This is a genomic window from Paenibacillus sp. R-74696, assembly GCF_055814915.1.
Map to the genome: position 1 here is coordinate 1 of NZ_JBPULM010000047.1, position 20,001 is coordinate 20,001.

15 protein-coding genes and 1 pseudogene are annotated in these 20,001 nt (G+C 46.5%); all 16 read right to left on the minus strand.

All coding sequences use genetic code 11. The features are described from left to right. Positions 1-152: 152 nt before the first annotated feature. On the minus strand, positions 153-1,724 hold the full coding sequence (locus tag ACSR9A_RS27535) for an ABC-F family ATP-binding cassette domain-containing protein (RefSeq protein WP_473761278.1): 1,572 nt from the start codon (positions 1,722-1,724) through the stop codon (positions 153-155). Between the two features lie 55 nt (positions 1,725-1,779). Beyond that, a complete protein-coding gene (locus tag ACSR9A_RS27540) occupies positions 1,780-3,084 on the minus strand; it encodes an ABC transporter substrate-binding protein (protein ID WP_473761279.1) in 1,305 nt (434 codons plus the stop codon). Next, the gene (locus ACSR9A_RS27545) at positions 3,050-4,822 is read right to left on the minus strand and encodes a sensor histidine kinase (protein ID WP_473761281.1); all 1,773 of its coding nucleotides are present in this window, start codon (positions 4,820-4,822) and stop codon (positions 3,050-3,052) included. The genes ACSR9A_RS27540 and ACSR9A_RS27545 overlap by 35 nt, the downstream gene beginning before the upstream one ends. A gap of 171 nt (positions 4,823-4,993) precedes the next feature. Further along, complete coding sequence (locus ACSR9A_RS27550; RefSeq protein ID WP_473761282.1) at positions 4,994-6,667, minus strand: type 2 periplasmic-binding domain-containing protein; 1,674 nt, start codon at positions 6,665-6,667, stop codon at positions 4,994-4,996. 29 nt (positions 6,668-6,696) lie between these two features. Beyond that, entirely contained in the window at positions 6,697-7,566 is an 870-nt protein-coding gene (locus ACSR9A_RS27555) for a carbohydrate ABC transporter permease (RefSeq protein ID WP_473761283.1), read from the minus strand. A gap of 17 nt (positions 7,567-7,583) precedes the next feature. Further along, complete coding sequence (locus ACSR9A_RS27560; protein ID WP_473761285.1) at positions 7,584-8,558, minus strand: ABC transporter permease; 975 nt, start codon at positions 8,556-8,558, stop codon at positions 7,584-7,586. A 202-nt stretch (positions 8,559-8,760) separates the two neighbouring features. Continuing rightward, positions 8,761-10,308 carry a response regulator transcription factor gene (locus ACSR9A_RS27565; RefSeq protein ID WP_473761286.1) on the minus strand — a complete coding sequence of 516 codons (1,548 nt, stop codon included), beginning with the start codon at positions 10,306-10,308 and terminating at the stop codon, positions 8,761-8,763. Between the two features lie 246 nt (positions 10,309-10,554). Continuing rightward, on the minus strand, positions 10,555-11,517 hold the full coding sequence (locus ACSR9A_RS27570; RefSeq protein WP_473761287.1) for an S-layer homology domain-containing protein: 963 nt from the start codon (positions 11,515-11,517) through the stop codon (positions 10,555-10,557). Between the two features lie 207 nt (positions 11,518-11,724). Then, positions 11,725-12,507, minus strand: a complete 783-nt coding sequence (locus ACSR9A_RS27575) for an SDR family NAD(P)-dependent oxidoreductase (protein ID WP_473761288.1) — start codon at positions 12,505-12,507, stop codon at positions 11,725-11,727. Between the two features lie 734 nt (positions 12,508-13,241). Then, positions 13,242-13,820: a TetR/AcrR family transcriptional regulator gene (locus tag ACSR9A_RS27580; protein ID WP_473761289.1), complete on the minus strand. Its 579-nt coding sequence runs from the start codon at positions 13,818-13,820 to the stop codon at positions 13,242-13,244. Positions 13,821-13,873: 53 nt separating this feature from the next. Beyond that, complete coding sequence (locus ACSR9A_RS27585; protein WP_473761290.1) at positions 13,874-14,872, minus strand: NADP-dependent oxidoreductase; 999 nt, start codon at positions 14,870-14,872, stop codon at positions 13,874-13,876. Positions 14,873-14,944: 72 nt separating this feature from the next. Beyond that, the gene (locus ACSR9A_RS27590; RefSeq protein ID WP_473761291.1) at positions 14,945-16,030 is read right to left on the minus strand and encodes an alkene reductase; all 1,086 of its coding nucleotides are present in this window, start codon (positions 16,028-16,030) and stop codon (positions 14,945-14,947) included. A 48-nt stretch (positions 16,031-16,078) separates the two neighbouring features. Next, positions 16,079-16,831 carry an SDR family NAD(P)-dependent oxidoreductase gene (locus ACSR9A_RS27595; RefSeq protein WP_473761293.1) on the minus strand — a complete coding sequence of 251 codons (753 nt, stop codon included), beginning with the start codon at positions 16,829-16,831 and terminating at the stop codon, positions 16,079-16,081. Between the two features lie 326 nt (positions 16,832-17,157). Further along, the gene (locus ACSR9A_RS27600) at positions 17,158-17,730 is read right to left on the minus strand and encodes a TetR/AcrR family transcriptional regulator (protein ID WP_473761295.1); all 573 of its coding nucleotides are present in this window, start codon (positions 17,728-17,730) and stop codon (positions 17,158-17,160) included. A 155-nt stretch (positions 17,731-17,885) separates the two neighbouring features. Next, entirely contained in the window at positions 17,886-19,337 is a 1,452-nt protein-coding gene (locus ACSR9A_RS27605) for a pectate lyase family protein (RefSeq protein ID WP_473761431.1), read from the minus strand. An 18-nt stretch (positions 19,338-19,355) separates the two neighbouring features. Continuing rightward, positions 19,356-19,964: pseudogene (locus tag ACSR9A_RS27610) on the minus strand (LamG-like jellyroll fold domain-containing protein); the annotation flags it as partial. Positions 19,965-20,001 lie beyond the last annotated feature (37 nt).

Below are 20,001 nucleotides of genomic sequence, written 5' to 3' on the forward strand. Positions count from 1 at the left end.
TTAGAATATCCTTTCCTATATTTCAAGGTGAAACGGCTGCCGCCATCCTTTAGTGGCGCAGCGCGTTTCATTCCTATATTTCAATAAAAAAAACGGAACTCCATCTTATGATGAAGTACCGTTTTTATTGAGCTTTTCCGGCCCATTCCCTGCTATAGATTTTGCTGAGTAACGCCCGCTTCTGGATCGAACACCAGCATCTTTGTGCCAATTTTATCAATGAAAAACCGGTCATGGCTTACGGTAACGACAGCGCCGGGAAAATGAATCAGCGCCTGCTCCATCACCTGAATACTCGTTAAATCCAGATGATTCGTCGGCTCATCCAATATGATGACGGCTGCACCTGAGAGCAAGCATTTAGCCAAGGCGACCCGGGCCATCTGGCCACCCGACAGGCTGCCAATGACTTTGCTTAAATCCATCTCGGAAAATTGCAGCATCGACAGAAATTTATTTACCTTTTTCCGCGGAGCTTCGAGTCCTAGACCGTACGTATTGACGGCATGGCTCACCGTATCCTTAGGATCAAGCTCCTCCCACATCCGGTTGAAATACGCGTAGCTGACTCCTTTTTCCCAAGTAACCTCGCCGGATTCAGGCTTCTCCTGCCCCGTCAGCACCTTGATCAGCGTGGACTTTCCGCTCCCGTTCGGGCCAACGATGACAAGGCGATCCTCCTTCTGAATGTCAAAGCTGATGTTCTGAAAAATAGAGCGCTCCTCATAGGTTTGTCCAATTTGCTTGACCTCGCACAGCTTGTCCGGGAAACGCAGCTTCTCGTAAATATCCGTAATTAGCACGTTCACCGGATTTGGCTCAACCCGCTTCTTATTATCCGCCAATTTACGGGATAACCGGTCTTTGGACGATTTTTTGCTGGCGCGGCTGTCGATGGCTTCCGACTCCATCAGCAGCAGCTCTTCCTCCCACTCGAACTGGCGGTCAAGCTCCTTCTTGCGCAGCTTCTTCTTACGAATATAGTCCGTATAATTGCCATCGTATGGCTGAAAATGATAATTTTCAATCTCGATGATTTGCGTGACGACCTTGTCGATAAACTGCCGATCATGAGAGATCAAGATCATGGCGCCATTAAACCGATAAAGCCACTGCTCCAGCCACGCGATGCCTTCCATATCCAAGTAGTTTGTCGGCTCGTCAAGCAATACAACATCGGGCAGCTCAATTAGCATTTTCGCTAAAGCCGCACGGTTTCTCCAGCCTCCAGACAATTCATCGATGGGCTGATGGCGTGAACGATCGTTGAAGCCCAGCTTCGTCAGAACCGTGTTGATCTCGACGGAAACGTTCCAGCCATCCAAATGGTCCATTTGCTCGAAAAGCTCCGCCTGCCTCGCCAGCAGGTCATTCATTTCGCCATCATCCGAAACCAAGCCCAGCTTTTCCCCAACCGCTTGCAGCTCCCGTTCAATCAGAGCAACCTGCTCGAAGCACATTTCCAGCTCCTGCTGGACAGATAGGCTTCCGCGCATTTCTGAAAATTGCGAGAAATATCCGATTTTCACCTTCGGATCTATTTCCACTTTGCCGCTTGTCGGCTCTTCTTTCCCCATAATGAGCTTGAACACCGTCGACTTGCCAGCCCCATTTCGCCCAATGAGACCAATTCTTTCCCCCTGGCTCACGCGAAAATAAATATCGCGAAAAATCATAGCCTCTTCATATTTCTTTGTCACATTTTCCAACCGAATTACACTCATGCCATCACCCTTCTAGCTCCGTCAGTCTACTAGCCATTATAACATTAGACGTTCTTTATTTTTTGTTGCGCGCCAAAATCTCGCCTGCCTTCGTCCGAAACTCGGCGGCCGCCGCCTCGGGCGTTATTTTGCCAAATAGCAGCAGGTCATGCAGATCACGCAGCACCACGGTCACTTCTGCCGTTCCGACCGGGTCAGGGGGGTCCATGGGACTGCTATTTTTCTCCACCCAATCGAGATATTCAAAAATCTGTGCAAGCTCAGGCTCAACAAACGGCTTTAGCTCCTCCTTTAATCTGGAGGATACGGGCACGCCTCTCTCTCCCTTCAATAGCTTGTTTGCCTCCAGATCGTTGACGAAGAAGCTAATAAATTTAGCCGCCTCTTCTTTATTTTTTGAATTTTTTGTAATCGAAAAAAACATGCCCGGCTTCAAAAATAGCCCTTGCTTGCTGTTTGGCCCAGGCAGCGGAACAATAGCCAGCTGTTTGCTGTAACGCTCAACAATGTTGATGTACTGATTGGAGTAGCCCCAGCCTAATAAAGCCTCTCCTCTATAAAAGGGGTCCGCGTCGGATTTATTAGTTTCGGTCGTCCAAATATCTGGCAAAAAGATCAGCTTATCCAACGCCAGCCTCTGCATTCGTCCAAAATAGTCAATAAACAGCTTGTCATCCTCGTAACCTAGACTAGTGCCATCTTCTGCAAACAAGGTGAAGCCATGCTGTCTAAGAAAATAGGCAAAAAATTGCTCCGGCGTTAGCACCGTTCCTAAATAAATGCCTTTGCCCTTCAACTGCTCCCCCATTTGGTCAAAGTCCTCCCAAGTCCACGAGGCCGTTGGCGGCACTATGCCGTTAGCCTTGAATACCTCTGGGTCATATACGGCAAAAAGAGCGTTAACGCCCAAATTCATGCCATATAATTTCCCTCCCCATTTCCCGTTGGAAAGATTGCTTTCGTTGATGCTGGAGGCGTCCAGCAAGCCGCTTTGAATATACGGCTCCAAATCCTCCAGCAAATCAAGCGAGCTGTACTGGGACAAATACGAAATATCCATCTGAATGATATCCGGCAGCGCATTGCCCGCCGCGTATGGCGCAAGCTTCCTCCAATACTCATTGAAAGCGCTGTATTCAAACTCAATGTTAATATGGGGATTCAGCTCTTCATACATATGAATAACCTCAATAGTTGCATTGTTGCGAAATTCATTGCCCCACCAAGCGATGCGAAGCGTAATCGGCTCCTCCTTCAGCTTGTTCAGCGGGTCGGACTGCCCAGGGACACAGCCCCAGAGAGCAGCCAACAAGCACAGCATTACGCTAATTCGGATCGTCGTTCGCATCTTCTGCTTCATCCCCCTGCAAAAGCGGAATAAGGACGCTAACCTTCGTACCGCCCCCCGCCCGACTGTCAATTCGCAGCCCATAGCTTTCGCCGAAAGCGAGCTTGATTCGATTTTTGATATTCAAAATGCCTATCCCGTTCCCTCGCGCTTCCGCCTCTCCACTCAGTACACGCTGCGCGTACGCTTCCTCCATGCCCGGCCCGCAGTCCTCGACAATGAGCGCAAGCTTTCCTTCGGCCCATTCCGCATAAAGCCGGATCGTGCAGGGCTCAATCATAGGCTCCAAACCGTATTGAACGGCATTTTCCAATAAAGGCTGCAGGGTAAGCTTAGGAATTGCAGCTGCATGACAGGAAGCAGGAACATCCATATGAAAATCCAACCGATTTTGAAATCGGTATTTTTGAATCGTAATATAATGCTTCACCGTTTCAAGCTCCTCCGCGACCGTAATGACATTTTGCTTTAGGCTGATCGAGGAGCGCAGCAAATAACCAAGCGAGACGACCATGCTGGATATTTGCTGCTGCGCATTTTTCTTGGCCAGCCAATGGATGGAATCGAGCGCATTATACAAAAAATGAGGATTAATTTGCGCCTGTAGCGCCTTGAACTCCGTTTCCTTAATGATCAGCTGGCTGGCGTAATTTTCTTTAATCAGCGTATTAATGCGAGTAATCATCATTCGATACGTTCGCTGCAGCAGCCCCACCTCGTCCATTTGTTGAAACGATGGCACAGACATGCTTGCATCCATGCTGTCCAGATCGCCATACTGCACCTCTTTCATCTGGCTAATCAGTTGGCGAATAGGTCTCGTCAAGCTGCGGGCGAAGGCCATTCCAATCGCAACAACGACAATGAAAGTGAGGCCATAGACGATAACCAGCAAATTTTTCAGCCACACGACCGTTTCAAAAATATGATTGTAAGGGACGATATTGTAATATATCCAGCCCGTATAGGAGGATTTTTTCTGCGAAAGAAAGGTCGTCTCGTTGTTCACCTTCTTAATCTCATAGCCGTCTCCCGCCTTTAGCGGCTGAAGAGCTTCAGCTACACCTTCGGGCATTTGCCCGTACGGATAGACGACCTCCTCCCCTGCTTTAAGCAGAATATCACTACTGTGACTTGCAGTGCCCGCATAGTCCTCCACCAATCTCTCCATATTAATCCGCAAAAATAAAATGCCAATGGGCGCAAGCGTCAAGGGCTCATACGCCCGCACTTCCCTGACCATAATTAGCATAGGGTCGGAATCATCCGGGTAAAGCCAGCGGACTTCTCCTTTTCCTGCTACAGCTTCTTTCATCATGCGGGCATATTTCTCCTCCGAGAAGGCGGGGGATTCCCCATACTTGCTGACCATCTGCCTGGAATCGATAAGATGAACAGATTGCACATAACGTTCAGCGGTGCTAATATGCGTCCACAATTGATCGGTTATCTTCTTGCGGGTCATATAACCAGTATATTCCGCATCGTCCTGAAGCAAATCCTTTAATCCCTGCTGAATTTGAGAATCTGCAATAATGGTAAGCGACATCGACTCGAGCTTCTTCAGCTCCATATCTACCGTTGTAGACGATAAATTCAACAGCCGATAGGATTTGTCATACAGCTGTCTGTCATAAATGGAATAGGCATAATATAAGGAGCTGTAAGCAATCGTAATGATAAGGGTCATGATCAGAAAGACCACGAGAAACATTTTTCGCTTGATGCTCAGATTTCGATATATCGCCATTAAACAGAGCGCTCCTTTGCACAGGTCATACACTAGATATAACACAATCGGTAAAAACCAGATACACTAGGGGAACCCGAAGCTCTATTTTCAAAAAGAAAAGACTACTTTGGGGCGTTTTGCGCCCCAGTCAGCAGCCTTCATCCGTCTATGCACTTTTTACGCTGCCGCTTATTTCGTCTGGTATCTCTCGTAAGCCGCTTGGTGCATTTCGACAGCTTGCTCAATGCCCATACTCTTAATCGTCTCTACCATTTTGTCAAACTCGGAAATCGGCTTCTGCCCGTTAATGATCGCTGTCATCGTCTCATTCAAGTACGTATTGACTTGGCTCATAATGGAAGTAACCGTGCTCGCTTCGTCCATCGTCAGGCGGATAGGAGGAAGCGTCAGCTCGGAGCTCGCTTTCATCCACTCGGTGTTGGCATCCCGCTGGCCTTGATCGAACAGGAGGGCGTCCAAATATTTGCTGTCCTGATTGATTGGGCCATCCATAATCGAAAGCGCATAGGAAGCCAGCGCCTGATCATAGGTCAAGCCGCTCGGATTATCCGTGATAATATCCGTAAACTTGATGGCGTCGCCGTCTTTCTCATAGCTCTCGCCCTCAATGCCAAAGTTGAACAAGTCGCTGCCCTGCGGACTATAATTAAAATCCATCCATTGCACAATAAATTTCAGTTGGTCTTCATCAGCGCTTGATGTGATCGCTTCACCATAGCTCAGCACTTTATTGTTCAAGTTGAAGGTCGCGTAGGCATTGCCGTCCGGCGATAGCGGCCATGGAGCGCCCGTCAAATTAAAGCCCGGATCGGTATCTCTCATCAGATTAAAATATTTGCCCATGCCGCTGAATACACCGCCCAAGTAGGAGCCGGCTAAATTATTCGTTATTTTATAGTCAAAGGCTTTACCGTCGTTCGTCATAATTTCCGGATCAATCAGCCCTTCTTTATACCAAACGGCCATCGTTTCCAGGAAGCTCTTATATTCAGGCTCGATTGGCCCGAAAGCCACTTTCCCGCCCTTCATTTGGAAGCCTCCAATGACTCCGAAGGCTGGAGAAAAATCATGCAGCTTCGTCAAATTGCCCGGTCCCCAATTGCCGGTAAACGGGAGCTCATCCGCCTTACCATTGCCGTTCGGGTCCTGTTCCTTGAATGCCTTAAGCACCGTATACCACTCATCAATCGTTGTAGGCGCTTTCAACCCAAGCTTATCAAGCCAGTCCTTGCGCACAATGGGGCCCGATGTCGCATTCAGCTTGAGCGCATCCAGCTTCAGAAGCGGGAACATATAGATCGTGCCGTCATCAAGCGCAATTTGCTTCTTCACATCCGGGTCGGATTCAATGATGTTCTTCAGATTTGGCGCGTATTGGTCAATCAGCTCGTTCAAGCGGATAATTCGGCCATCCTCGATCATTTTCTCAGGGCCACCTACGGCATCCGCCCAGTTGTAGTAGATGACGTCCGGAAGCTCCTTCGTAGCAATGAGCAAATTGAACTGATCCTTTTGCTGTCCCAGCGGCGGGTGGGTAAATTTCACCTTGATGCCCGTCAGCTCTTCCTTTTTCTTATAGGAAGCCATTTCGCCAAAGTTATCCATCGAGGCGGTCAGCTTCGCATCATTCGCACGCCAATAATTAATCGTGAACGCTTCATTCGTAATCGGCAGCGGAATTTCCGTCAGCTTCTCTCCCCCGGCTGGCGATTCTGACGACTGCGTATTAGCCGGACTGCCTGCTGCGGCTCCTTCATTGGCTGTATTGTTTTGCGAGCATGCCGACATCATTCCGACTAGCAGCGCCGAGGATAAAAAGACCAACCCCATTTTTCTTTTCATCAAAATCGCCTCCACAAAGTAATTGATTTTTATTGTTTCACGGCACCAATTAAAGCGCCTTGAACAAAAAACCTTTGAATAAACGGATACACCAGCATAATCGGCAGTGTAGAAATAATAATCGTGGCGTATTTAATGTTTTCTCCAATTGCAAAACCCGTGTCCACACCTGCCCCCATCGACTCCGTACTGCTGCTAATCAAAATATCCCGCATGACAATCTGAATCGGATACAGCTCCTGGCTTCGCAAATAAAGCATCGGGCCCACATAATCATTCCAATGGTCTACAGCATAGTACAGCGACATGACCGCCAGGATGGATTTGGATAATGGCAGGACGATGCGAAACAAGATTAGAAAATCATTCGCTCCATCCAGCTTGGCGGACTCGATCAAGCTAATTGGAATGCTCTCAAAGCTCGTTTTCATAATCAGGAAGTAGAAGGTGCTGATAGCACCCGGGATGATCATTGCCAGACGAGTATCCACCAGCCCCAAATTCTGAATAAGCAGGAAGCTCGGAATCATGCCGCCGCCAAAAAACATCGTAAAGGTAATGAGCTGCATGAACGTTTTTCGGCCGAATAAATCCATTCTGGACAGCGCATAGGCAGCTAGAGCCGTCATCAGCAAATTGACCAGCGTTCCAGCTACGACATAAAATAGCGTGTTCAAGTAACCGTTATAAATTTTCGGATTTTGAAACACATATTTATAAGCCTCAAGCTGGAAGCCTTCGGGCAGCAGCATCAGCGACCTCGACCGCAGCAATTGATCCGGATCGCTAATCGAAGAATTCAATACATACAGCATGGGATAAAAGGATACGGCTATGATGCAGCACAGCATGATCACGTTGAAAAAGTCAAAAACATGTTCCCCTGACGAGCGTTTCATAGTAGGTCACCTCCTGTTTACCAAAGACTGGTTGAATTCACTTTTTTACTAATCGCATTGGCCATTAACAGCAGCGAGAAATTAATAATGCCGTTAATTAATCCGATTGCGGTCGAATACGTATAGTTCCCTTCTAAAATGCCGGAACGGTAGATGAAGGTGGAAATAACGTCTGACGTTTCATAGGTCGGTGCCGTCTGCATGAGCAAAATTTTCTGGAAGTCGGCGTTCATAACCGCACCAAGACGCAAAATCAACATAATGACAACCGTCGGCATAATGCCCGGGAGCGTAATATGCAGCAGCTGCTTCCATCTGCCTGCACCATCCATCTTGGCCGCTTCATAGAGCTGGGGATCAATATTACTGAGCGCCGCCAGAAAAATAATCGATGCCCAGCCCGCCCCCTGCCAGATGTTCGAAAGAATGTACATCGGCCGAAACATATCCTTTTCCGCTAGAAACATAATCGGCTGCAGGTCAAAAAAGCTGCGAATCACATTAAACAGGCCACCATCCAGCGAGGAGAAGGTTTTCAGCATCCCGACAACAACGACGACCGATATGAAGTGGGGCATGTAGCTGATTGTCTGTACCGTGCTCTTGAACCACTTTTTGCGGACCTCATTAAGCAGCAAAGCCAAAACAATCGGTGCCGGAAAGCCAAACAAAATGCTATAAAAGCTGAGGATCAACGTATTTTTAATAATTCGCCAAAAATAGTAGCTGTTAAAAAACATCGTAAAATTGTCAAAGCCGATCCATTTCCCTTCCAAAATGCCTTTGATCGGACTATAGGATTTTTGAAAAGCCATCAGCAGGCCGTACATCGGTCCATAGTGAAAAATGAAATAATACGCTAGGACCGGAATCAACATGAGGTAAACATATTTATTCCGCATCCATTCCTTTTTGAGGAAAACGAGTTTGCTTTTTTCAGCTCCGCTGCCCTTGAGCGGCTGTTGCTGCTCTTCCTCCAGCTTCAACTCCATCCTTCTGCCTCCGCCCTAAATGTTAATAGGTTAATATTGTTGTTTATAAATATACAAGTAAGGCCCCGGTTTTCACATGTTCATTTCCGATGGTTTTATGTTCAAAACCGTTATAAATGCTTATATTTGCAAAAAAACACCCTGCAGTCGTATTTCGACGACTTCAGGGTGTAAATGGATATCAATGATATAAATGACAAGCCTATGGCGTTTTTTTATATTCCGAAGGAGAAAATCCCGTATACTTCTTAAACATTTTGCTAAAATAAGATGAATTGCCGCCGAAGCCCGTTTCCTCGGCCAGCGCCGCTATCGTAAATTCCCCGCTTTGGCTAATAATCTCCAGCGCCTTTTGAATCCGAAAGCTCATCATGTAGTTCGTAAACTTCTCCCCTGTCTCTTTCTTGAACATTTTGCTTATGTAATCCGGATTCATATAAATCTCCCCGGCAATGGATTGCAAAGTCAGCGATTCATCCTTGAAGCGGCTTTGGACAATATTTTTCATGTGAAGCACCATCTGCGACTGTCTGCACCGATTCCGCTCATAGTTGTGGAGAGCAATCTCTTGGGCGATGCCCATTACATATTGCTGAAAGGACTGCAAGGTGCTCGTTTCGATTAAACCTGGGAGCTTATCCATATACGTTTTCATTTCGGAAGGCCCACAAAGCCGAATTAATTCCATAAACATCTGAATCAGATATGATTTCGTTTTGGATATGTCATAACGCAGATCAGATAACAGCTGAAACATTTGCTGCAGCTCTTTTTCCGCTTCCGCCCAATGCCCTGCTTTAATCGCTGTCACTAAACGCCCTTGGTCATACTCCCATTCAGCGCTGTCCCTTTCGCCTGATAGGGAAATGTCGCGCTCCATAATAAGACTGCCTTCACCAAGATAGAAGCGGTGGTTCAAGCAGACGAGCGTCTGCGTGTATAAACGCCGCGCCTGTGCCAGCTCTCCCGGCTCGCTGAGGGCGGCGGTCAGGTCGAAATGATAATATTTCATGAAGGTGGTACGGATGCTGTCGATTTTCTCGAAAAATTGTGCCTCTGACAGCTCGTCCTCCATGAGCAGCAGGACATGCTGGCCTACGGTAGAGCTGAGTATAGGATTGGGAAAGATGTCCTCGGCAATATTTTTGACGGCAAACAGATGCTCATACTCATGCTCACCCTCGATTTCCACCAGCAGCAGGCGTACGCTTTGCGTTTGGAAATGCAGCCCGAACAGGTCGCCAAAATACTGCCATTCTCTTACCCCATAGGTTTTATTCGTTACGAACTCCTTTAGAAAATGCTCCTTGGCATGCGGCAGCACGCGCTCTAAATCATACTTGATCGATTGTACGAAGCTCTCCTGGCTGGCCCGTTCCTGCTTCTCCTGCACGATCTCCGTGATGGCCTCCACCAAGCTTTCCTCGCTGCACGGCTTCAGTAAATAGTGCTTCACCCCATGCTGCATAGCGGTTTTAGCATAATCGAATTCCGAGAAACCCGTCAACATAATAAACGAAATCCAGGGATACTGCGCCGCAACAGCTGCTACGAGCTGCAAGCCATCCATTCCCGGCATGCGAATGTCGGTAATGACGATGTCGGGTGGACTTTCCCTTACTATTGTTAACGCTTCCAAACCATTTTGCGCTGTTCCTGTTAATTGTGTACCTAGCCGCGCCCAATCCATCACGGAAGAAATACCGTCAAGAATGATCCATTCATCATCAACCAAGAGAACCTTGTACACCGCTACTCCCCCTGCCCTGTTGCCAGCCTGATAAAAGTAACTCCCACTATACTAGATTTTACCTTGCTATGACAAACCAAGCAATGAAAGGGATTTGTGCAATGGGAAGCACCATTAGAGAAATACAATTAACAGTAATAGCAAAAAAAGCAAAGGCAGCTTTAACTGCCCTTGCTCTTTCTCTTTATTGTTCTTAAATATTAATATCATGAATGTTGTCGATATTAATGCCTTCCCTGACTCCCGTTACGGTATTTCCGTTGGGATTGTTGGCATCGGGTTGTATGGTGTTGGAATCGGGTTGTATGGCGTTGGCATCGGGTTGTATGGCGTCGGGAACGGCGGAAGAGTCGTCGTTGCCGTCGGTTCCGGTGTTGGCGAAGGTGTTGGCGAAGGCGTTGGCTCCGGTGTTGACGTTTCCGTCGGCTCCGGTGTTGGCGTTGCCGATTGCTCTGGTGTCGGCGTTGCCGTTGGCTCCGGCGTTGGCGTTGCTGCCGGACTATAGGTGGATGATGAAGCCGATGTCGATGTTGGTGTTGGAGTAGGAGTAGGAGTTGGTGTCGAAACAACGCCTGTCTGTACAGCTACTTCGTATGAAGTGACAGCAAGCATTTCTCTTGTCGCATTGCTTTTCCCTCCGAACGTTCCGTCAGGGTTATTGCTCACAAGCTTTTTTTCAAGCGCATAGGCAACATAATCCTTAGCCCATTCGGATACCGAATTGTCGGTAACACCCGGTGTTTGCTTAGCTTCTTCCTGTTTTCCCAATCCTTTGATCAGGAAGGTTGCCAGCTGCTCTTTCGTAACTTTACCCGCTGGGTTGTAAGTGCCTTCCCCGGTTCCATCTGTAATTCCTGCTTTTTTAATAGCCTCGATATAAGGCAAAGCATAACCGTAGGATGCACTATCAGCCCCCACATCTTTGAAACTCGATGTTTTAAGCTCAGAATCCACTTTCAGATCAAAAATTAAAGCAGCTACCTTTGCAAATTGAGCGCGATTCATCTCTTCCTTGAGCCCAAATGTGCCTTCCGCAACGCCATCGAAAACTCCCTTACTAATCAGTGCATCGAACTTGGCTTTCGTTGCAGCATCCAAATCCTTCAAATCAGTGAAATCAGCTGTTGATTTCGTAGTCGCGGCGAACAAAGTCGTACTCGCTAGACTTAAAAGCAAGCAAATTAACAAGCTTAACTTTACCAATTTCATGAGTAAAACGCTCTCCCTTCGAGTATCTCTGTATTTCAGCTATCAAGTGATCTATCGGCAAAAATGATGGCTTTTTGAAGTGTTTTTTAGAGGGGCTATAATTATTTTTTCAACCGCTGATTTTTAGATTGAGCCCTCTTGGTTGTTTGTAACAACGAAGAGCCGAGACCGCTTCACTTGTTCAGTGTATATCGCTTCTCCTTCGGGTTAATGCCCTGTTCTATCCTGAGAAAATCTAATTATGCGGGTCATCAACTTTCGAGGCAACAACCGCGGCATAAAGGCGATGAGCCGGTTTCGAGCACCTGGTATAATTAACGTCTGGCCACGCAAAAAGCCTCGATATCCTTCTTCAGCCACTTGACTGGCTTCCATGATCACGCCTTTCACCATCTTCGATGCCCCCATGCCCGAACGGTCAACAAAACCGGTTGATGTCAGCCCTGGGCACAGTGCCGTCACCGTAACTCCTGTTCCGCTTATTTCGTTCTCCAAAGCCTCAGTGAACGATAGCACGTATGCCTTCGTCGCGTAATAAACCGACATCATCGGCCCAGGGAAGAAGCCCACCAATGAAGCCACATTCAGCACTCCGCCATGTCCACGTTTAATCATCTCCGGCAAGAAAAGCTTCGTCATAACCGTCAGAGCCTTGATATTAACGTCAATCATATTTATTTCCTGCTCCATATCCGTCTCCATAAAAGTCCCAAACAGACCGAAGCCGGCATTGTTGACAAGATAGTCAACGACGATTCCCTTCTCCTTAAGCTCGTTGAAAATCTCCACTGGCACCCCAGTTGCCGCAACATCCTTGGCAATGACCGTCGCTTGAATGCCATATTTATTCTGATACTCCTGCGCAAGCTCCAATATTTTACCCTCGCTGCGAGCCACCAGCACGATGTTATGTCCATCCTTGGCAAAACGATCTGCTAACTCTTTGCCGATCCCACCGGATACTCCTGTGATTAGAACGGTCTTTCTCATTTTGAGCCCACCTTATTTTTATTTTAGGACATGTATGCAAACGCAAGCGAGCTAGATCCCGAAAGAAGCGATCCCATAAGAATTCAGCGTTCAAACGTCTTCCCTCTACTACCGAGAATGACACAACTCATAAATGTGAGCCTACTTACTAAAAGGCAGCTTCATGCTGCTCTTTTCTGAGCTTTGCTCCCTGCACGAAGACACAAAGACAGACTTTGAGGACACAGCAGCCGCTATTTCAACCGAATCACTGTTTTGGCACCGGCTGCGGACTCAGGAGCCGCTAATGCGCTGCTCATCGTCATTTTCAGAGGATTTTGAAGGCAATAGCGAATCTCCTGTCCGCTTAAGGCCTGAAATAGGATTAAAAGCCAGTATAGCGGAACCTCAGTCCGCGAAAAAAGGAATGAGCTTCCAAAACGAGCAACGGCGTATTCTCTGCCGCATTGCTCCCTGCAACTGTGCTCTCTGCGACTACGCTCTCTGCAACATTGCTCCCTGCAACTTTGCGACTGTGCTCTCTGCAACAATCGCATGCTGTGGTTCCTTAAGCCTTGAATGGTCAGAGGAGATTAGCCTCGAATACGTACTAAGCAAGGAGCAGAAGGAGGGCTTCCATTTGCATACACATCCTAGATTTAAATCGATTTTAATACCATTTTTCAGATCGCTAGAATTCACAGCATTGCATCATATATTTAGAACAATCATTCTAATTACGTGAAAAAATACTGTCATTTTACGATAAGCTGCATAGATAGATAAGCTATACGAAGAAGTTTTTCTTTTCTAATCGATGTTCTGGCCATCACTCTTAGCCCAACCCATACATTATGCATATATTCGGCCAATTCCCCAGTGTCGTACTCTGATGTAAACTCGCCCTCTTGCTGCCCCCATCGAATAATGTCCTTGCACAGCTGCTCTGCATTCGAAAACATCTCTATCGATCTGTTATTCATATCTTCATCGCGAGCTGCCAATTCCACCGTCGAATTCACGATTAAGCATCCAGAAGCTGGCTTCTCTTCTCCGCAGATCAAGAAGGCTACAATAGACTGAAGGGCTTCCGTTGCCGTTTTGGAGCGCTTCACCCTTGCTGCAAGTGCGGCACTGATTTTATGATCATATAGCTCTACTGCCTTTAGAAACAGCGTATGTTTGTCAACAAATGTGTCATATAAGCTTCTACGGTGGATTCCCATATGATTGACCAGATCGGCCATGGAAGTCTTCTCGTAGCCCTGTTCCCAAAAAAGTCTCATCGCTTTATCTAATACAACGGACTCTTCGAACTCTTTGCTTCTGGCCATTTGGATTCCCCCTGTCAAGAAACGCGAGCCGCTTCACTGAAATTGTTTAGTATTTAGAAGGTCACAATCACTTTACCCTGGGAGTGACCCGTCGACACTTTTAACAACGCCTTATTAAGGTCATTAAACGTATAAGCTGCATCTATAGAGGGCTTAATATTTTCTTTTTCAATAAGCTTAGTGATTTCTTGCAATTGACTGCCACTATCTTGCACAAATAAAAAACGATATTCGTTTTGGTTCTTACGTGCTAAAGAGTCAAAGCGGGCACCCGCTAGAGCAAACAACGCTTTTTTCCACATCGGAAAATGATGATCAACCGCAAAGCGATAATTAGGTCCGGCTTTTAAGGATACCAATTTCCCTTGCGGCTTTAAAATGCTCAGCTCAGCCTTGATCTCTTTGCTGCCCAAGGTGTCGATCACATAATCGATATCGGACAGAATATCAGCATAATTTTCCACCTTATAATTGATGAATTGATCGGCCCCTAGCGACAATGTGCGTGATTTTCCTCTTTCACTGCCACTTGTAATCACATATAATCCCATTGATTTGGCAATGGGGATTGCCATGGCGCCAAAGCCTCCGGTTCCTCCAGGAATAAATAGCTTTTTATTCGGCTGGGCGAGGAGCACCTCGTGCAAGGCTTGATAAGCGGTCAAGGCAGTAAGAGGTACCGCAGCAGCTTCCATAAAAGATAAATTGCCAGGCATAATGGATAAAGCATCTTCATGCACGGCCGCATATTCAGCAAAAGCACCGATTTTATGAAGCGGCAGCCTCGTATAAACAGAGTCCCCAACCTTAAAATTCAACACAGCATCACCAACGGCTTCAATAACGCCCGATAGTTCATTCCCTAACGTTAATGGCAGCTTATAGTCGGCAATCATCCGAACGCTGCCATTCAGATTAAGAATGTCCAGCGGATTTACGCCTGCAGCTTTTACTTTGACAAGCACCTCATGGCTATTGATTTGTGGAATGTTAATCTCATTCCATTCAACTCGGATTTTTTTTGAATAGTTCTGTATTTGTGCTGCCTTCATCTTTCATCCTCTTCCTTTAGATTAAAATATGGCGCACAATTTTCAGTTGTACGCCATATTTCACTCTTTATGCTATTGTAACCCCGCTTGCGTTTCTAATTCTTCCAACGTAGGATAATCCGTGTACCCTTTACTGCCCAAACCAAAGAATGTTGTCGGATCTGCTTCATTTAGCGGCGCACCTTTTTGCAGTCGTTCCACTAAATCCGGATTGGCTAATGACCATACACCTACAGGAACCAAATCAGCGAGACCACTATCTATATCCACACTGAGATCCTCCAGAGCTCTTCCAGCCCGATTGACCAACAATGGCTTCGTCCAGATTGAGCGAATGTCTTGGAGCAGCTTTTCATTGCCAAGATGCATAACATGAAGGTAAGCTAAATCCATTTGGGCTAATTCCTTTACAAGATATCGATAAAGTTCAGGACCTTGTTCACCATCTTGAATTCCACCTAGAGGAGTCCCCGGGGAGATACGGAAGCCTGTTCTGTCTGCTCCAATTTCTTCGACGATGGCTTTCGTTACTTCGATCGCAAAGCGAGCACGATTTTCTATAGATCCCCCGTATCCATCGGACCGTGTATTCGAATTTTCTCCGATAAATTGATTAATCAGATAACCATTGGCTCCGTGAATTTCAACGCCATCCGCACCTGCTTGAATAGCTGCTGCTGCTGCTTTCCGAAAATCTGCAATAGTCGTTTGAATATCCGCTTCACTTAACTCACGAGGAACGGGAATGTCCTGCATACCTTTAGCGGTGAACATTTCCACACCGGGTGCGATAGCAGATGGCGCAACAGGCTGGCGATGATGTGGGGTATTGTCAGGGTGCGCCATGCGACCGGCATGCATCAATTGGATATACAAATATCCACCTGCATCATGCACGGCATCTGTAACCTTTTTCCACCCTTCAATATGTTCATCCCTATAGATCCCAGGAGACCATAAGTAACCTTGCCCATCATCAGAAGGCTGTGCGCCTTCCGTAATAAGGAGTCCCATTGACGCTCGCTGAGCATAATAAAGGGAAGTTAGCTCTCCTGGTGTACCATCTTCTTGCGATCTACTGCGTGTCATTGGTGCCATTGCTAAACGATGAGGTAATTCCAAAGCTCCAATTTTCGTTTTGCTCCACAACTTTTTCAAGCGGACACTCTCCTTCTTCAATGTAGTCAATAAATATAAGAATTGAATTTAAAATTCTGAAATGACCGGATAGATTTGGCCTCTCAGATTGAATTCATAGTTCTGATCTACAATTCCTACCACTTCGTTGCTATCATAAAGCTTCACCATGAAGCCCGCCATTTCGTTGGCAGTGTGATACTTAGGCATGTTAGCTTTGTAATCAAATTCTTCTGCTCCTAATGATTTCTTCACGAATTCCGTTTCCGTTATTGCTGGTGCTAACACCTTTGCCTTTAGTTTTGCACCTTTCAGTTCTAATTCTTTTGCAAGCCCTTCTGTGAAGGCACTAACGTAATATTTAGATGCAGAATAAGCAACGCTCCCAACAGCAATGGCATATCCAAGTGCGGATGAGACATTAATTAACTGGGTTCCTTCGACCTCTGCATAATCTCGCACATATAGGGTAGAGAGGATCGTCAAGGATTCGATGTTAACACGCAGCATCGTTTGGACTTTATCTAAATTCTGGTCTGCTACAAAAGCAGCCTCGCCGAGCCCCGCATTGTTAATCCAAGTCTCAATTTGGTATTCCTTTAGCTCGCTATACAGGGTGTAGGCCTGATCTGTAATAGACAGGTCGCTTGTACGAACAATAACCTTTACATTAGGATTTATTTCCTGAATGGTTGATTTAAGCTCCTCTAATTTATCCAATCTTCTTGCTACCAAAATTAAGTTTTTGCCACGTGCAGCAAACGCCAATGCCGTCTCATATCCGATCCCTGAGCTCGCTCCTGTAATAACTGTGTATTTCATCTTATTCTCTCCTTCATAACTTGCAGATTCGTGTAAATGAGTTGAAAGCTAATTATAGAATGATCGTTCTTAATAGGGTAAAAAAAAAGGAGTTAGATCTAACTTGCTGTTAGCATATCATTTCTAGAACGAACAGTAAAGAATTTTTTTATAATTAAAACTTATGGCTAAAATGATCCCTTTTGGAGCGGCATGCCTTGGCTTCTTCCAAGCATGAGATACAAGCTCCTTCTTGCACTAGAGGGACAAGAGGGAACTTGCACACCAGCAACAAACAAGCTTCCATTTAGCGGACTCCTTTTGCCAGCCATGCTGGAATACCACTTTTAGTCTAAAATGGACAGTGTCATATCAATAATATTTTTTAATTTTTGTTGATCCTTTGTTGTCTTAACCAGCGTACGCAGCCCCAACCACGCATTCATTAAATAATGGGAAACCATTTTAGGTTCAAAGTCAGCCTTGATTTCACCCGATTGCTGCCCCTCCAGTACAAGGGTAGTCAACAATTCCTCTGTTCGTGAATAGCTATCATCAACCAGGGCTGCAACTTCTGGATCCAGCACACCCAATTCCACACCTGAATTCACGAGAAAACACCCTAGCGGCTCTCCTTCATTTTTTATTGTCGCTTCAAACAGCTTCCGAATGATTTCCTTGACCGGCATACGTTTTTCAACCAAAAATTCCATTTTATTGGCTTGCTTAGCTTCATATCGTTCAAGTGCTTTTATAAACAAGGCATGCTTATCCCCAAACGTATCATAAATACTTCTACGATGGATGCCCATAAAGTTGACCAATTCATTCATTGAGGTTTTCTCGTACCCTTGTGCCCAGAATAGTTGTATGGCTTTATCTAATACTTCATTAATTTCAAATTCCTTTGATCTTGCCATCGTCATCACCTCGAATAATCATTATACATTTAAGTGAACGATTGGCAAACTGCAAATAAACAGAGGAAAGAGCAAAAGCGACTCTAATCACCTTTGCTCTTTCCTACAAGCCTACTGTATCGGTTACTGCAAAATTTGGAAGCTTAGCTCATCACTTAACTCGTTTGCAGCCAATTCACTTTAGCCCACGAAAGCTTGCCTGACCCTGCGCCATTTGCTGCAATAAGCCTTGCTTTTAACGTCGCTGGATCATCTGCGGCATAGCTATAAGGAAGCGTTGTGAAGCCGTTCCAAGAGAAAGGGATAATGGCTGCTGGCACAGGAGATAGCGGGCTCCCCGCCGTATCGCTATTTCCTCTAAACGTGGTGCCATCCAGCGAATAGATCGTATCTGTGGCTGCTATTTTCCCCGTATAGACAGCATTGCTTGCATCCTTCTGATTATTGCGAAGCGGATAATAAACGTCGATAATGACTGATTTTTCGACCAGCACAGCTCCATTCTCTGTGGAAATCGCTCCATTGCTCGTTACGCCAAAATGATAGCCATTGCCGGAAATGGCTGTCTCCATCGCCGAAGTAATCCGTGATCTGGCGCTCCAAGCGCCTGCGCTGTCCATGACGATGTTATAGGCGTGGACATTGCCCGCTCTCAGACGAGGCATCCGGTCCTGCTGATCCTGATAATAATTGTGATGAAGCGTCACTTCAAGCGCAGCATTATCGCTGGCCAGCTCCGTTGATCCAACGAGATGTCCTTTCTTTTGGCTGGCAGCCACCGCGATAATATCATCCTTGCTTAGGCCCACTGCACTGCTTCTTAAAAAAGCATACATCGGATAGGCGGACGGGCTCGCTTCCATCGCATTGATTTGCTGGGTAACCCAGCTGCCTGCGCTGCGGTCATCACTTAAGAAGGAGGACCATGAAATGGTGACGCCATTGCTTCCTTTTTTCACATCGACCAATCCGTCATACGCTTTGTGGAATGTGCAGTGATCGATCCAAAACTTGCTGCTTTCTTCGATTGTGATATAGTCCCAGTCATTTTTGTCGTAATCGCCCTTGGTCGCTTCATCCCACTCCCACAGCTCATCAAATTCAAGATTGCGAATGATGACATTCGAGCTTCTTTTGAAGGTAAAAGCAGCATGCTTGATCGTCGCACCGTTGGCGGAGAAAATCGTCAGGCCTGTGAAGCCGTCCACTGTAATTTTGCTGACGCCTGTATGGAGAAGAACCGGGTGCGTTAATGCGCTGTTGTGAGAGGCGAACGGTGAGACTTTCGCTGCTGTCGGGATCTCATTCCAGCCCAGATCGAGGTCGTTCATAATTTCCACAACCTTGTAGCCTGAGCCTTTCTTCAGCGCAACGGCAAGATCTGTCGCATTATAAACTTTAATATAAGCGGCGTCCGTTTCTGGCAGGGCCCCTCCTCCTGTATTCCCTTGGGCAAAGCCAGTCAAATGATACTCGCCCGTCTGCCCAGCCGTCGGCGAAGGCGTCGGTGTAGGCGTTACAGTTGGGCTAGGTGATGGAGTAGTAGTTGGCTGCACCGTCGGCGTCGGCGTTGGAGTCGCGCTTGGTGTTGGCGTCGTTGGGACCATATTTAAATTGTTAACGCTTACATTATCATACTTAGCAATAGACTTTAACGTAACCAAGCCTGCCGCACCCGCAGTCAAGCTTGAATCGGTTGCCGAAAGCTCCAGTTGGCCGTTCACATACATTTTAATCGACGTTCCACTCATTTCGAGCTTCACCTTATACCATACACCTGTTGCTAGACCAAAATTCGTTTTGCTGGCTAAGGTCGTTGTGGAACCGCTTACTTTTTTCCTAATTTCAAGCGTGCCTCCACTGCTATTATATAAGGACGCTGCATAAAAGTTATTTCCATTCAAGTATCTGCCCGTAACATACGTTCTAGTCGACCCATTGAAGTCAACGATCTTCACATCAGCTTCCACCGTATAATCTGTCCAAGACGGGCTGCCAGCAGAAGTGCGGCCTTCGCTTGTGCCCGACTGGGAATACACCGCATTGCCATTATCTTGAACGACAGACCAGCTTCCGCTAGTGGCCGTCCAGTTGCCCACCCCGCTATCAAAACCATCCTCCAATAGCGCAGCGGCGCTGGCCTGATAAACAAAGCCGACTGACCCAGCTGACAGGACAAGCGCTAAACACAATACAAAAATCACATTTCTCTTTATAAAATATTCCATTTCCATTTTCCCCTTCCATATTCTAGTGGTTTACATTCTAATT